7 protein-coding genes and 2 pseudogenes are annotated in these 16415 nt (G+C 53.9%); 2 read left to right on the top strand and 7 right to left on the bottom strand.

The features are described from left to right. Positions 1-454 precede the first annotated feature (454 nt). The 3 genes and pseudogenes from LPC22_RS03715 to LPC22_RS03705 all read right to left on the bottom strand — a co-directional run bounded on the left by LPC22_RS03715 (position 455) and on the right by LPC22_RS03705 (position 8818). Positions 455-4316, bottom strand: a pseudogene (locus tag LPC22_RS03715) (RCC1 domain-containing protein). A gap of 525 nt (positions 4317-4841) precedes the next feature. Continuing rightward, on the bottom strand, positions 4842-5879 hold the full coding sequence (locus tag LPC22_RS03710) for a DUF4062 domain-containing protein (protein ID WP_229132362.1): 1038 nt from the start codon (positions 5877-5879) through the stop codon (positions 4842-4844). Between the two features lie 1916 nt (positions 5880-7795). Beyond that, entirely contained in the window at positions 7796-8818 is a 1023-nt protein-coding gene (locus LPC22_RS03705; protein WP_229132360.1) for a hypothetical protein, read from the bottom strand. An 895-nt stretch (positions 8819-9713) separates the two neighbouring features. Between LPC22_RS03705 and LPC22_RS03700 the strand changes: the two genes are divergently transcribed. After that, positions 9714-10703 carry a hypothetical protein gene (locus tag LPC22_RS03700; protein ID WP_229132357.1) on the top strand — a complete coding sequence of 330 codons (990 nt, stop codon included), beginning with the start codon at positions 9714-9716 and terminating at the stop codon, positions 10701-10703. A gap of 440 nt (positions 10704-11143) precedes the next feature. On the opposite strand, the gene LPC22_RS03695 is transcribed toward LPC22_RS03700, so the two are convergent. The 4 genes from LPC22_RS03695 to LPC22_RS03680 all read right to left on the bottom strand — a co-directional run bounded on the left by LPC22_RS03695 (position 11144) and on the right by LPC22_RS03680 (position 15961). After that, the gene (locus LPC22_RS03695; RefSeq protein ID WP_229132355.1) at positions 11144-11722 is read right to left on the bottom strand and encodes a hypothetical protein; all 579 of its coding nucleotides are present in this window, start codon (positions 11720-11722) and stop codon (positions 11144-11146) included. Between the two features lie 1103 nt (positions 11723-12825). Beyond that, positions 12826-14253 carry an MFS transporter gene (locus LPC22_RS03690; protein ID WP_229132352.1) on the bottom strand — a complete coding sequence of 476 codons (1428 nt, stop codon included), beginning with the start codon at positions 14251-14253 and terminating at the stop codon, positions 12826-12828. After that, positions 14250-14699 carry a MarR family winged helix-turn-helix transcriptional regulator gene (locus LPC22_RS03685; protein ID WP_229132350.1) on the bottom strand — a complete coding sequence of 150 codons (450 nt, stop codon included), beginning with the start codon at positions 14697-14699 and terminating at the stop codon, positions 14250-14252. The genes LPC22_RS03690 and LPC22_RS03685 overlap by 4 nt, the downstream gene beginning before the upstream one ends. 239 nt (positions 14700-14938) lie before the next feature. Further along, positions 14939-15961, bottom strand: coding sequence for a LacI family DNA-binding transcriptional regulator (locus tag LPC22_RS03680; RefSeq protein ID WP_229132348.1), 1023 nt, complete (start codon positions 15959-15961; stop codon positions 14939-14941). A 242-nt stretch (positions 15962-16203) separates the two neighbouring features. Here LPC22_RS03680 and LPC22_RS03675 point away from each other — a divergent pair. Then, positions 16204-16415 (top strand): annotated as a pseudogene (locus LPC22_RS03675) (carbohydrate ABC transporter permease); the annotation flags it as partial.

Raw genomic sequence — 16415 nt, 5'->3', positions numbered from 1 at the left:
ACATTGTTAACTACTCAGTCTCACCATGATTCTTGTGGACTGTGCCAGCTCTCGGATATTCTGACGTGGCGTGGTGGGGATATACGCCTCGCATCGTCTTGGAAGTATTATGCTTACCTCAGCAGTGTTGGGAATCCGATAATTACTCTTCAACGAAGAAGACCCGGGGGGGTTGTTTAAGTGCGAGCGGGACAGGATGCTGTCTATGCCGCTATGCCTTGGTTGGCCGTAGCCTTGGCTTAGTGATTCCGCAGGCGCAAGCCTTCAGGGTCCCGGTGGGCGTGGCAATAGCTGGTGTATACAGTAGCTGGCCTATGACAGAAGACTGTTGGCCCTGCTTAAGAGGAAGCTCCAGTCGGGGAACAAAGGAGGAGATTGAAGGAGATTGAAGAAATAGGGTGGCTCCGCAATCTTGGGGGTTTGCGGGGCCACCCCGCTTACTCGGGCAAAGAGCTTAGTGGCGGCGGCTGCTGGTTTCCCGCTGGTGTGAGGCTGCTGCTGTGGCGCCTGCAGCGGCCAGCAGTCCTGTGGCGAGTAGGACAAGGAGGCCGGTGCTGCCGGCCATGGGCAGGATGCCCTCGTAGGTGTAGCCCAGGTGTGCGGTCGTCTGCGCGACTTGGTCGATGGTCCAGTCGACGGCCACATCGACGTGTCCTGCGTCATGGGGTGGGTTGGTGATGCTCCAGGTGCCGTCGTCGTTCCGGTACAGGCTGGTCCCGGGGATGCCGCCGAACTTGACGCCAGTGAGAACCAGAGGCGTCGGATCGAAAGCAACCGCCAAGGGTGTCGTGCTTTTGGTTGCCGTTTGATTGTTGCCCAGCTGTCCGTACTGGTTGCCGCCCCAGGCCCAGAGGTTACCATCCTGCCTGATGGCCAGTGAATGGAGTTGCCCCGCGCTGCTTCGAACGGCCTTGAATGCTTGGGCCTTGTTGGCGGGGTCCTTGATAAGCGTGGGCTTTGTCTGATTGACGGTGCTGCCGATGCCCAGCTGTCCGTTGCTGTTTAATCCCCATGCCCAGAGATTGCCGTCCTGGCCGACCGCAAGGGAATGATTCACACCCGCGCTGATCTGAGTGGCTTTAAGACTTTGGCTGGTATTAGTGGGGTTTTGCACAGTTTGAGGCTGATATTTGTCGCTGGTACTGCCGTCGCCCAGCTGGCCGTATCCGTTGTATCCCCAGGTCCAGGTGTTCCCCTCCGTGTCGATGGCCAAGGCGTTCCAGCTTCCTGCGCTGATCTGGGTAGCCTGGAAGGACTGGTTGGGCAGCCGGGCCGGATTGGATGCGTAATTGGTGCTGTTACTGGTGTTGTTGCCGAGCTGGCCATTAGTGTTGTACCCCCATGTGTACACGTTGCCGTCGGCATCCAGGGCCATGACGAAGCTCCAGTTGAGGCTGACCTGGACCGCACGCAAGCTCTGTCCCGGATTGTCCGGGTCGGCGGCTGGTGCCGGGTTCTTCCTGGTTGTGCTGTATATAGGTGCCTGCCCCTTGCCTGTGCTTTCGCTGCCCCAGGTGTAGACGCGGCTTTCAGAGTCGATGGCGGCCGAGTCGGCGAAGCCGGCGCTGACCTGTACGGCTTTGAATGGCTGGCCGCTGGTGTCCTTGACGGGCTGAGGCTGGTACCGATCCGTGGTGGTGCCGTCACCCAGTTGCCCGTGATCGTTGCGTCCCCAGCTGTAGAGGATGCCATTGGATCCGATGGCCAGAACGTGCGAGTCGCCGGCTGCAACCTGCGTGTAGGTAAAGCTGGAATCCACGCCGTCGGGCAGGGGAACTCTGACAGGGGCCTTCTGCATGCTGGCATCGGCCGGTTTCTGAGCCAGCTGCCCGTACTTGTTGCTTCCCCATGCATAGGCGTTGCCGTCGCTGGAGATTCCTATGGAGAAACTGTTGGCGCTCGCGGTCTGGTAGCCTCCGGCGCTGACTTGGTTGAAGCGGATGCCTCGGTTGATTGTAGGCGGGGTGATGGTCACGTGCTGGCCGCCGAGCACGTTGCCTTTTTCGGGGTTCAGGGCCCAGTGGTTGTCCATCTTGGTCCAGTGGGCGGCCAGGGTGATGTTGCCGGTGACGGGCTGACTGAAGTCGTAGGCGATCTTGGAGTCGTTGCCAGCGTCTTTGATGAACCATCCGTCGAATAGGCAGCCGTTTGCCTTCGGATCGGGGGAGGGGCGTTTGGCCTGTTTGCTTTCGGTGACGGTCTGGTTTGGGGGCATCCCGGAGGGTGCAGGGCAGGAGGTGTCCGCACTAGTAAATGTGACTGTGTAGGAGTCTAGGTATCTGTAGGCCAGGTGGGCGTCCGGCTGTTGGCCGTTCAACGTCCATGAGACGGTCGTGTCCACTTTTCCTCGCGCATGCGCGGGCGTGGTGACGCTCCATGTGCCATCCGCGTTCTTGGTTATGTTCGTACCTGCCGATCCGCCGAAGCTGACGGTGGTGACTGTGATGGTCCCGGGCAGGTTCACTCGGCCGGGGACGTGTCGTTCGCTGGTGGTGTTGTCGCCCAGCTGGCCGTTTATGTTGTTGCCCCAGGAGTAGAGGTTGCCATCCGAAGCCAGACCGAAGGATGTGTTGTCCCAACCGGCGCTTACCTGTAGCCAGGTCAGTCCAGAAGGTGTATTTGGCGGCGCTGCAACTTTGACAGGGGTGTTTCGTTGAGTAGTGGTGTTGTCACCCAGCTGGCCGTTTGCGTTGCCTCCCCAGGAATAGAGATTCCCGTCAGAACCTATAGCCAGGGATGCAAAAGATAGACTGCTGATCTGCTTCCAGACGAATCCTGGGAGCGCTCCACTGGGTTTAAAAGCTTGTGTCGGACTGGGCTCATTATCAACAGCACCATTGCCTATATTGCCGCTTGCTCCGTATCCCCAACCATATATGTTGCCATCAGATCCGATGGCGAGAGAGTAATAATCACCCATTTTGGATTCTACCCAAATGAATCCGGAACCTGCTTTTTGCGGTGCAGCTACGCGTACGGGTGTGGGTTGATATCCTGTTGGTCCTCCAATACCCAGCTCATTAGTTCCATTATAGCCCCAGGAGTAGAGCCAGTTATCCGATCCCAATGCCAGGGAATGCCAACCCCAGCAGCTTATTTGCTTCCAAGTAAAACCGGCAGACACATTTGGTGGCGGGATTACAGGGACGGGAGTGTAACGATCGTTAGTAGTGCCGTCTCCCAGGTATCCGTATAGGTTGTTGCCCCAGCTGTAGAGCTTGCCGTTGGATCCTAAACCGAGAGCATGCAGGCTGCCTGCTGCGACCAGATTCCATGTGAATCCTGTCGGCACATTCGGTGGTAGAGCTACTGGGCCTGGAGTGTGGCGATCGTTAGTTGTGCCGTCTCCCAGGTATCCGTGTAGATTGTTGCCCCAGCTGTAGAGCTTGCCGTCTGACCCTAGGCCAAAAGAGAACATGTATCCGGCTGAAGCTTGGACCCAGGTGAAATTCTGGGATACGCCTTGGGGCTTCTTTACCTGGACCGGTTCATGACGTTCAGTTGTTGTCCCGTCGCCGAGCTGGCCATAATCATTGCTTCCCCAAGAGTAAAGGTTGCCGTCCGAGGCGACTGCAAGGGTGTGTCCTCTTCCTGCGCTGACCTGGCTGAAGCGAATTCCACGCGGCCCAGGAGGGGTCAGTGTGACTTTCGTGCCACCAGAAGCCGGTCCCTGCACGGGGCTCATGCTCCAATCCTTGCTCCAATGGGCGGTGAGCTTCAGATCGTTGATGATTGGTTTGCTGAAATCGTAGGCTACTGGTGTATCACCAATGAACCACCCGTCGAATAGGTAGCCGTTTCGAGTCGGATCTGCTGGACGTTTTACACGCTCGCCATCATTTACTGTTTGTGTCGTGTCGGTGCCTTGGGGATTGCTGAAGGTGACAGTGTGCGGTGTGGAGGCGCGCGCCTGCAGCCCGGCGTTGACTTTGTCGTCTGGGGTGCTGGTCTTGTCCGGCGTGGGAGAGACGGAGGGGGCCGGCTGTGCGGGATTCAGAGGGGAAGATGTAGCCAGGGGAGATGGCGAAGTAGGAATTGTTGCTGTAGGAGTGTTTGCAGTTCCTGTTGGCTGGGTGGTGATGTCAGGAGAATTGCTGGACTGTTGCTTAGCTACATGAGGGGTCTGACGACCCCCCCCCCCCCCCGCTATTTCCTTGTGTGGTCGGCGCAACTGCATCGGCCACGCTGGACTCGGTTGCAGCGTTGTCTGCCGTGGCATAAGTGCAGACCAGGAGGCTTGCGGGTAGGATAATAGCCAGCATCAGGCTGACCAGCAAGGCCGGTCGAGTCGCTATGTTCGAGTGCTGACGAGGCATTAGTATGATCCCCTTCCCCAGGAATCGCAGCCGCATTGTCGATTATCCCCAACATTCGACGAGTCAAGCGCCGAAGACAACTTTGGCCACTAATGACACATTAGCATAAGCGCAAGTGACGGTGTATTGGTATTTGAACACGTTTGTAGAAGGTTATAGGCAGCTCTGTCTTCGGTGTCGGTTTCCTCTGATGTGGAATGCAGAGGGGGGGAAGAGGTGGCTAGTGGGGAGGATGTGGCTTGGCGAGATGATGAAGCTAGTGGCGATTCGGGCGTTGATGGTGTGGCTGTTGTTTGCGAATGCCGACACACTAATTGCGATCCCCCTCTCTAGGAATTGCGAATAGGCTATCGGATATTGCCATCTTTCAGATCAGCCACAAGCAGGGTACAATCCCCTCAGTATGAGACGACCTCATTGCGGATAGGTTTGTGGCACTCAGGTTAAAGTTGCTGGGCAGTATCGGACGACTCTTGTTTTGGATGTATGATGCTGTAAATCTTTGCCGGACTCGAACAGCCTTAATTAGCAAGAGTGTGCTGACACTCCCCTGATCCAGCCGCGTAGATTGTCTTTGTTTCCGAGTATCAGAGACCGGTAGATCTCGAAGGCTATATGCTCCGCACAATCATCGTCGTTTGCTTCCCAGAGTTTGACCAATTTGCCGGAGTTCAATACCTTTTGGCGAAACTCTTCAAGGTGTTTGTGTTCCTCATCGTTTTGCCAGCGTCTCTTAGCAGGTAGGTCTTCGGGGTTCTTACATACGAAGGACAGCACCATGATATTGGGATCTTGCACGGCCATCTCGTACTCCTTCTGCGTGTAACTCATGTGATCCTCGGGGGTGAGGGTGCCGTACTTACCGCCCAGGATTAGCACGTAGATGTCGGTGTCTTTGAGTCGGTCGCTGATGTAGTTGAGTTGGTCGCTGTCGGAGGCCGTGAAGTCTTCCATGCCGATCGGTATGTAGTTCCTGGAGGAATTCAACTTTGTAAGCACAGCTCTGCGAATGTCCTTCATGTCCTTGTAAGTCGAGCTGACGAATACCGTGTAGAGTTTGTGCTCGTTTCTTTCTTTCGTCTTTACATCGGGCTCCACTGCAAACATGGGATGGGATTTGAAATTGTATACGTTGAATTGATTCATATCCGAAGGAATCTTGGACGAAGTAGAATTCCGCAGAACATTCAAGGCACTTTTAATCTGCTCCTCCTGAAAATACCTATCGGGTTGTAGCTTATAACCAGTCTCGGCATCTATGGATTGGCAGAAATCTTGTAGAGTTTTTAGCACCTTTTCCAACCCATCCAGAATACTTTGTTGCGTGCCCGGTTTCATTTTCTCATGATACTCAATAAAATTATTAAATTTATCGACTCTTGACGCCAATCGAATTTGAGCAGCGGACAGGAACGAAGCCAACGAATCAGAGTAACCTCGATCATTCTTGTACGCTGAAAGAAGCAATTTATCGTCATGATCGCCGTAATCAATATGATTTGTCAGCTGGTCCTTGAAATCATCTGCGATTTGATCTATTTTCTTTTGCTTATTGTCGTCCATAGGAAAATTATATCGCTAAGGCTAAAAGTTCAGAGTCCTGGGCATAAGAAGCAAAGGTGTTACATTAGGGCCAAGGCGTATGTGAGACATTCAATTCCGACAGCGGCGGCTCCTCTAATATATATGTTCTTCAGTCTTCTAAGATTGCTGCTGTGTTTCTTAGCCAAACTATTCAGAATTTCGCTGGTGAACTGTCCCGTCTCGGTTATCAAAAGATGCAGTGAAAAAGTAAATGTGCTTTTCATAAGCACTAGATTTATAAGAATGTAAGTGATAACGAGTACAACAACAAGGAGTACCAAAAAACGGCGACTACATAAGCCAGTCGCTTTTTTGGTGTGAGATTCTGTCAGGCCTACTGAGACATCAGAGGCAAGAAACAGAACAGGGCGTTGAAGCCCAGTAATCAGTCGCCCGGTTTTCCAAGTTTGTTGAATTGATCGCTGAAAAGTTCGTTCTCTTGCTTCACCTGTTCGACAGCAGTCTGAATTTTATATTTACTAGCTGTTTCAACATCCATCCGCACCTATAGTCGATTTCTCCTGCTGTTGGAAGTCCTGTCATCCGGCTTTCCGGCGTACTGCTGATCCGGCATGTCCGTTTCCATTCACTGATGTCTACAGGACAATACCGGCGGATAATTTTGTTGCACAGGAAGTGTTCCTCTTTTCGAATTTGCATTATGACACGTTGCAGAGCTGTGTTTTCTCTTACATTGGACAACCATATGAAAAAGATTTGATATCGTGATGTACGATGACAGAGGCCAATAGTAAATTAATTGAATGCTGTCCTATATAAGTTCTGACGCAGGTACGGCTTACAGAGATGACAACTAGATATTATCGACACTAAATGCTGGAGATTCACTCTCGGGATGCTTATGCATCAAATTTTGACCTTGTACCGCGAATTGCACGCGTGACGCACTCAATATTCGCGTCGCACGTTTGATTTAAGAAGATACAAGATAATTATAAGTATTTTAATATTACTGTTTTGTGATTGGTATTATCTAACATGGCAAGCACTCATGCACTACGCCCTAATGAAATTAGATACGCTGTAGTTAATATCTCCAATTGTGCAGATCCGGGGGGAGAGGGCTCGGTGAAGCTATGGTCTTTGTTATACCCGGGTTTGACAAAGCAGGCTTTAGAACTATATCCAGGTCGTGGTTAAGATGGCTGAGCATCGGGTTACATTGCCTTCTAGAACAAGGCCACCGCATACTGTCGACTATATTGATGGTATTTTATCGAGCTGCACAACGAGATGTAAGTATAGGAATAGGAAGGCCGGGATGGCATTGGATATCAGCAAGGCGGAACTTCAGCAGATGCAGGAAGTGGCGGCGAAAGTCGAGCGGGGGAGCCCCTGTCTGTCGTCCCGGGCTCAGAGCGACATATGGATCCTAACCGTCAGGGGACGAGGAGGAGTTCTTTGAAGAGCTCTAAAAGGAGTTCGACGAGATGCGTCTGCGCAGGGCCGAGATTGACCAGAGGGCTCGAAAGACCTGAAAAACCAGAGTCTTGACTTGGGCGCGAGGCGCCAAGAACAGACTTTGGATTTGTGTTCTTTTGATACGTTTAGACGGACTGCACTGAGATCTCCTTGAGACCAGACTTCAACGGCGATAGTTCTTCTCAAGCCTACCGGTCTGCGGTAAGATGTCAGAAAACAAGCAAGGGACAGCGGGATGGCACTGAACACGGCGGCTCCTTCACTTTCTATTTCCATGGTTGACGCACGTGGTCATTGACATTTGGCCGCGTGCAGCAAAAAGGCGAGGCTGGCCTTGGGTATCAGCGAGGTAGAGCACCAGCAGATGGATGGGATGGTCTTGCAGTGCAGACCGGGCGGAGGGGCTTTAGCATATTAGCTATGCTGACGAAGCTCCACGACTCCGAAAAAGCTCAATTAGAGCCTGTCCATCCATAACAGTTGGCGATGCAGTTGCCCTGGTTGTCGATGGCCGGCCCGCCGTCCCCCTTTTGCAGCTGCTCCCACAGGTTGGGATAGTCCTGAATGTTGAGGCTTCCTCCCTGATGTGGCGACGACGGAGCCGGAGCTTGCGCAGGCTGATACCTGCCACGGTTGCCGGACGGGCGGTAGGAAGGCTGACGTTGAGTGGTGTCCTGCTGTTGAGCCGCTTGGGCTGCGGCCTGCTGGTCAACCTGGCTTTTGGCCTGCATGGAGGCGTTCACCTGGTCAATGGCCGCCTGCAAGGCGCTCGCCGCATCCTGATAGGCTTTGGCCTTGCCATCCTTAATCTGGCCGGCCTTGTCGATGGCCTGCTTAAGGCTGTCGCGGGTCGCATTGTCGGCCACCCTCCCGTCGGAGTCGCCAAGCAGCTTCGATGCTTCATCCTTCTTTCCGTCTAGGGCCGCCTTCGCATCCTCAAGGGCCTTCGTGTCCCGGGAGGCCAACACAGCCTTAGCCGCCTTGGCCACAGCCTCATATTTGCTGTCAAGCTTCTTGGCTTTGCCGGCCTCGGTATTCAGATCGCCGGTGGACATGGAGGCCTTGCACTGGATCGTGGGCTGCCTGAGTCCTTCAGTATTCTTTACGCTGCGCGCCATGGCCAGCACGGTGCTCGCGTCCTTGACCTGGCCCGCGTTCACGCCGGCGGCTTCACGGTAGCTCGCCATCCTGGCCGAGCCGGTCTTCTCCTGCAGGGTCTTCACCGCCCGGCTGCAGGAGCCGAGCGCCGCATCATGCCGGCGGGATTCCACCACGCGCCAACCCACGAGGCCGGCCACAATAAGCACCACCGCTGCCACGGCGACGATCACCGGAACCAGCCACTTCGGACGCCGCCTGCCTGAGGGAGCATCCCCGTTATCCGGCATGATCGACGGCGGTGACGCAGTCTCGCTTTCAACCGGGTCGGACATGTTCTCCAGGCCCTCGGCCTCCTCGTCTCCCTGATTTGCCATGAAGCACTCCTTTTTTCCCTCAACCTCTGTCTTGTCTTAGGATCGATGGTCAACTGGGCAGGCGCGCATTGCCGTCTCTCATACTTGTGGCAATGCGACGTGTCACCCTTCAGAGCTTGCCCTTGCTGCACGTTCCTCGCTATTGTGGTCCCGTCGAAACAGCAAAAAACTTTCCCTTGTCACTGTGCAGTAACTCATCGATGCGCTGACATTCAATACTGTATCAGCAGACCGATTGTGAATCCTCTTACGATACAACATTTGATGTAATTCGATAGGTCGATGATTAAATGAGTATGAAAATTACTACCAGAAAGCGTATGAATGTGCTAAAAGCAGATCATACCCACATTCACGGCTTCTGCATCAGAAAGAGCTTTTGGAAAGGGAAAATGCTGAAAAGGATAAGAATCAACCTTTCTAATACAATTAGTGTCTTGTTGTTCAGACTTTCTGTCTCTGTAAGTATGGCTTAGCTCGACTAGCAAAGTGAGGGAATCGTAGCCCATTGAGGTTTGTAGCAGCTTGTCGGTCAACGCTTTCTTGTCCACATAGGAAAAGAAAGGTCGATTGTCGGCTATGGCATCTCGCAGTACAGCGATTTGCACGCCTCGGTACGAACTGCAGATGGATCCGACCATTAATTTTGCAAAATTAGACAATTGCTTACCGCTGTAGTTATGAGAGGTGTGACATCAACGATCACTCGGATCCGTAGTGCGGGTAATAGCGGCGGATCTTGTAAACGGGCAGGCTCGTTTTAGTGCATACATAGCTTTATTAGTGGTAGCTCGAGGTCTCTTTTGATATTGCGCGAGTGATAATGAATCAATAGTTATCTTTCAGCCTGGTACATTGCGTGTGATACTCGGCGAAGAAAATCGGAGAAAGGGCTATGAACAATAAGGACCAGCAGTCAGAAGTCGATGAAGCAGGCAAAGAGGCCGGGCTTGAACAGGCCGTCGTGCCGGGGGATGGGGATGCCGCTTCAGGCAAGCGACATCCGAAGTGGCTGGTTCCGGTGATTGTCGCAGTAGTTGCAGTGATGGTAGTTGTTGCAGGTCTTTTAGGCTGGCGAGTGGTTGAGAGCCGTCGGCATGATGCGGCGCTCGACTCCTGCAACCAGTCGGCGAAGACCCTGCAGAAGAAGACCGGCTCGGCCATGATGGCCAGCTACCGTGAGGCATCCCGCGTGAAGGTGGACCAAGTCAAGGATGCGAAGACCGTGGCGAACATGAGCCGCAGCGTGAAGGCCGCTGGCGGCCTCGAGCCGCCATCCTTCCAATGCAAGACTTCCATGTCCGCTGATGATCTGAACGCTCAAGCCAGCAAGGCCAAGAACCTTGACAGTGAATACGCGGCCGTATCCAAGTCGGCTAAGGCAGTAATAGCGTCCCGGGATGCAAAGACCTTGGAGGATGCGAAGGCGGCCCTGAATGCGAAGAGGGACGAAGCGTCGAAGCTGTTGGGCGATTCCGACGGGAAGGTGGCCGATTCTGCCGTCCGTGACAGCCTGCAGAAGGTTATTGACCAGGTTGGCCAGATAAAAGCGGATACGGCGAAAGCCTACCGGGATGCGGTGAACGCCTTGCAGTCGGCTATTGACCAGGTAAACGCCTCGATGCAGGCCAAGAGCCAGGTAGACCAGCTGGCCGCCCAGCAGGCGGCATCCTCCAATAACAGCGGCCAAAGCGGCCGTGCGCCCACCTACAGGCCGTCTACCAACAGAGGCGGCGGTGGAGGCGGATATGCACCAGCGCCCGCTCCTGTAACCCCGCAAGGCGGCAACCCCGGCGGTGGTGTTGATTGGAAGAAGCGACTGCAGAGTCAAAAGCCGATTGGGAATCATGGCTGCAATCCAGATGGCTCTTGTGGTATCGGCTGAATGATTGAATAAGTAAAAGAATTTGTCAGCGGGCCGGTCGGCTTCTGCACCTGGGATCCGGATAGGCTGGCAGGGTAGTGGCTGTGGCCATCGCCGGGGCTACGCAGGTGCCGAGCTGCCAGTCTGGTTTTCGCGGTAGGAGTTCAAGCATTCTTTGCTGTATTGGCCGGAGAATGCAATGTGGTTCGGTTCAGGTGTGAATGTGCAAAGTGTGGATTATTTGCGCTTGACCGGTTCTTCAGATCCTATCTCGTTTTTTCACCTCAAGCTGTGATCCAGGAAGGCCTAGTCGAAGTAAACTGATCAGCCTATGAATCGGAAAAGACCGAGCGACAAGACGATTCGTTGCTTATGGAGGCACTTAGTAATAGGAGTTAGGAGTCCAACGATTAAAGCCGGAATCGACGTGTCGTAACAGCGCGGAAAGGCAATAACCGGAATTATGCGGCTTGCTTTGGAAGGCTTCGAACATGAGGATCGAGCAATGCAATCATTTCGACACCATCCGGCTGGTTGCATGAGAGCTTGTGCGAGTTGCCCTTTTTAATGTCGATTTGTGCAAATGGGAAGAAATTCTGCCCGTTGCCTGCAGGATAATTCAAGTTTGAAGAAGATCGCTGCATGGATTGCCCATTTACCTTGCATTGCGCGGGTTTTGCCTGCTTAAGGTCGGCCCGCCGTGCAAGTACATACAGGGTTCCTGATTTGTTTGCAGAGATGGTTTCGGTACTGCCGACAACAGGAATGTCGTACTTTGTCAAAGATGACAAATATTCGGAGGCCTGTTTCACTGACGGCTCTGACTGATTCGATCCTTGGCAGCCCGAGAATAGGGCCACACTCATCAATACTGCTATCAGAGCAATTATTTGTTTTTTCCAGATAGCAGCAGCCGTCCTTGCTTTGCTATGGAATCGGGCTGGCAATGTCGCCAACTGTCCCATGCGTCCATGGGAATCCCCCTGAGATGCCTCTGCCGGATCAAAGTCCGTATGTCCAAAAGCCTTTGTCTTCTTCATTAGTTCTCCTTAGGGAGGTGAGAAGGGTCCACGACGTTGTTAGTGAGATTTGTGTTTCACAAGCCAGAAAGCAGTTATTAGCTAGTAAGCTTAGCTCTTTATTTAAACTATACAAATATTTACAGATTGGCAACGTCAGAGGTCAAATGCTGGCTATATGTACCCGATTAGTCGTCGCTCTGCCTGCCAATCGTTAGCATCACGTGTGCGGTTCACGCCGTCTTAAGACTTGAGATCACAACAGGGGTGGCGATCCGCTTTTGGAAAAGTTAAAAAACGAACCCTTGTCGCTATGTTTTACCGGTCATCCACCAAGCCGGGAACAGTTGTTAGGGAATTTTCTGAGGCTGGCTGCATCTTGAAGTTGCTTGGTCGACTCACTCAATGTTTTCTGCCCTCTGATCATTTCTTGCATCCAGCGATACAAGCTATTGCGCTTAGATACATCTGAATTATCAATATTCAACTCTTGTCTGTCCAATCAAAGGGCTTGTTCTTCTGAGTCCTCTGGTAGTTTCAAGGCGTTTGCGAATCGCTCATCGACCGCAGAAGCACCTCCTCCAACCAGTGTTCTCAGCAGATCAGGATGATCAATTCCGACATGAGAACACAGCATGGCTCTTTTCAGTGATTTGTTATTTTCGCCGAGTTCATATACCGTTTTCCAGGCTGAGCCGTCGCGATGTGAATAATCTGCATGTTCAGAGGTCGTACATGATCCGTATAAGGTGGCTGGTTGAAGAAACGATTTGATCGGGATTCTCGGTTGCAGCCGGACAGCTATTCGATTTAGGCCATACTGTTTGCATGCAGCATAAACGTTCGGTTGCACGGGGGCCGCATTCTCATGCTTGTATGGGTTCGTCGAATAGCTTATGACCGTGTGTCAGAAGGCCCTCAATCTGTGCGCAATACAACAGTTTGTCGATTTTCATATTGGACAGATATAGGTGCAACTGACTATAGGTGATCAACAGATGGGCAATAGCAATGCGGGCATGCGCCTACTAACCACAGCCACTCCTGATTCCCTATTTTGTTTGTTCCGACTGCCGAACAATCTATGAGCATTGTTCAGGACGTGGACTGAAGGTCACCGTCCCTCAATCGAGTTGTGGTTGCCGAGAGCGACGCAGGGCGGCCAGGATCAGCAGGACCTCCAGGGTGCCGATGACCAGTAGCAGAATCAGAGCATGCTGGGAGCCGTTGATGGTGCCCAGCCGTCGATCTGCGACTGCGGCCTGGCCTGCCGCGACGATGGTGGCGGCCAAGCTGCTGCCGATGGCTGCGGCGAATTGCTGGACGGTGTTGAAGATGGCGTTGCCGTCGGCCTGCTGCTCCTGATTCAGCCGGTGCAGGCCGTTGGTCATGATGTTGCCGAAGCTCAGCCCGATGCCCAGCATGAAGAAAATATAGAGTATCAGGATGGCCACTGCTGTCAGCCGACGTGCCGTCAGGGCAAATCTCAGGAGGCCGATCAGGGCGACACAGCTGCCGCTGATGATGGGAATGCGCGGGCCCAGCTGATCGTAGAGCCTGCCGGAGAGCGGTGCCAGGACGGCTCCAATCGCCGCGCCCGGCAGCACAACCAGACCGGCCTGCAGGGAGGTGCAGCCATCGACCAGTTGCAGGTGGTTGGGCAGGATGAATGAGAGGGCCAGGGCGCTGATCTCGAAGAGGATGTAGGCACCGACGTGCAGGGAGAAGCGGCTGTCGGTGAACAGACGCACGTCGATGATCGGTTGAGCCTGATGCCGGGCGCGGATGGTGAACGCTGCCAAGGCGATAAGGCCCAGGGCCAGCGCTCCGCCGAATCTCCACGAGAGCCATCCTGCCGAGGCGTTGCTGATGCCGAAGATCAGACCTGCAAAGCCCAGAACCATCAGGAACACGTCAATCGGACCCAGTCCGGCCTGGTCGCCATCTGCCACCACCGGAACCGAGGGTATACAGGCCAGGCCGGTCACCAGCGATATGACCAGTACGGGGATCAGGATGATGAAGACGAAACGCCATCCGATGGTGGTTGCAACCAGACCGCCGAAGGTGGGGCCGACAGCCGGTCCGATGGCTGTAATTAGGGTGCCTACGCCCATCATGGTGCCGATGCGCTTTGTCGGAACCTCTTGGAGGATGATGTTGAACATCAGTGGCAGGGCGATGCTGGTACCCAACCCTTGTATGGCCCTGCCCAGCAGCAGGAGCGGGAAGACAGGAGCCAGCGCGTCGATGACCAGTCCGGTCAGGAAGAGCAGGTTGGCGCACAGAAAGAGGGTTCGGCTGCGGAAGCGGCGCTTGAGAGCCGCCGAGAGCGGGGTGATGGAGGCGACGACCAGCAGGTAGAGGGTGGTCATCCATTGCACGCTGGAGGTTCCGATGCCGAAATGGCTCATGAGGGCAGGAAAGGTGATGTTCATGGCCGTTTCCACGATCACGCCACAGAAGGACATGATTCCAGTGGCTACCACCGCGCCGATTACCCTGCGAGGGATTGCTGTGCTTTGTGCCTGGGTTGCTTGGGTTGCGCTCATGAGCGAGACTCCTTTCCGGCTTGGGAGGATTCATCGGAATTCAGGGTGATGAAATAGGCCAGCACACGATCGAAGGCAGCCAGATCGCGTTGGTCGAACCGGCGTTCCATGGCTGTTTGCTGGTCATTGATATAGGCCCGCACTGCTGTCTGCAGGCCCCGGGCCTTGGCGGTGAGAGCAATGATGCGTTGACGGCCGTCCCTGGGATCCCGTTTGATGGCAACCAGTCCGCTGGCCTCCATACGCTGCAGGATTTTTGTCGTTGTGGACGGACGGATGTCGAATTCCATCTCGATGTCTCGCTGGGTGTGGTTCTGGGCTTCGCCTAGGAAGTCGATGATGGACATCTGGGTGCCGGTCAGTCCGTACTGGCCCGCGTAGGCATCCATGGATCGTGACATGAGGTTGGCTGCCCGTTTGATCTGCTTGCCATAGTCTTCGCTCAAAAACTCTCCTTAGATAGATTGTTAGCTACCTAATGAATAATCTCTCGGGTATAGACAAGCGTGCATGTCGGCTTGTTGAAGGTGGCGATAAGGTCTTTGGGCCCTTCTGAGGGCATTGCAGAAGTCCGCTGCATCATTGCAGCAAAGAGCAAGGCACCTGTGATCTGATACCTACTTGGTACTTAGGCCAAGGCAATGAAGCCGAGTCAGATGGTTCAGGGGGGGGGGCCTAACCGCGATTATTCATGACGCTGGCTGATGTCGATGACCGAGCCGCGCTGGATCAACTTTGCCGGAATAAGCGTCTTGGTGTTTGTAGGAACGTATTCTCCCTCACACTGGAGCTTGACTTTGGCAAAGGCCTCACGCCCGATGGTTTCAAAATCCATGCGCATGGTAGTCAGACTCAATCTTGGGACCGTTCCGATCAGAGAATCGTCGACACCGATCACGCTGACATCTTCAGGTACTCTTTTGCCGGAGTCTTTGAGGCCCTCAATGGCTCCGTAAGCCATCTGGTCGTTGGCTGCATAGATGGCTGTGCAATCAGCTTCATGCGCCAAGGCTCGTCCTGCCTCATACCCGCTGTCTGCTTCCCAATCACCTATATAAGTCGGCGGCACTGGGATGCCGTGAGCCTGAAGAACGTCTCTCCATCCCTTGGCCCGGCTTTCCGCAGCTCGTGAAGTCGAGGGGCCTGAGATGTGGTAAACAGTGCGGTGGCCTTTTTTGAGCAGATATTCGACAGCCGAAGTCGAGCATCCGTATTGGTCGGCATCGATAGTGGGGCAATGAGGGGAAGGCTTCTCGGTGATGAGCACGACGGGAAGCTCCTTGCTGGGTCTGAAACGATCAAAATCGCCGACTCTTTGTTCAAGCACCACGATGACGCCGTCCACAGGCAACTGCTTCATCTGCTCTAGGATGTCCGCTAAGGTAATTTCCGATGAGTGGTTGACGACGTGGACGGTCGCTGCATATCCGAATTCTGATGCGGCTTCCACAGCGCCGTCCAGGATGCGTGCATTGCCAAATGTGGTGATGTTGAACAGGACGATGCCAATATTGTTGAACCGGCCGTGCTTCAGTGCCCTGGCGGCATAATTCGGTCGGTAGCCCAAGGCTTCCATGGCGTTCAGTACTTTTTGTCTGGTGTTCGGGCGCACAGCCGTGCTGTCATTGACGACTCGCGACACAGTTTGCGGCGATACCTCGGCAAACTGTGCAACGTCCTGTATCGATACCTGTTTCTTCCGTCCCATGCCTACCTGATCCAGCTCATGGGAGCTTGCCGTCCTTAGCGTCGGTTGCTCCTTGGTGGCAGACAATATGTTTGCGACACCATTTTTATAAACACCATTATATCAGAGATTTAGAGAATATTTGATTCGCAGGTACGTGCTATGATGATAACGAAAACATCCGGTGAACGTCCATTGCAGTTCGATATGGTCGGAGCTTGATTGTTTGTGTCGTTGTAGAGCTTCGAGGGAGAAGGTCAGATATGGCTGCTGTTGCTAGCGGCGATGCTACCCGGTCGAGCAGTGCACCCCGGGGCCACGTGGGTTCTCGTTGGCGTGGTTGGTTGTTTATGGGGCCGTTTGCGGTGGTGTTTGTGGTGGTGTTTGTGGTGCCGGTGGTGTATGCGGTGTGGATTTCGTTGTTTCAGCATCGGATGGTTGGTGGGACGGTGTTTGTGGGGTTGGCGAATTATCG

This window comes from Bifidobacterium mizhiense (assembly GCF_020884755.1).
Lineage (GTDB): Bacteria > Actinomycetota > Actinomycetes > Actinomycetales > Bifidobacteriaceae > Bombiscardovia > Bombiscardovia mizhiensis.
This window is presented reverse-complemented; position numbering and strand designations above follow the sequence as displayed.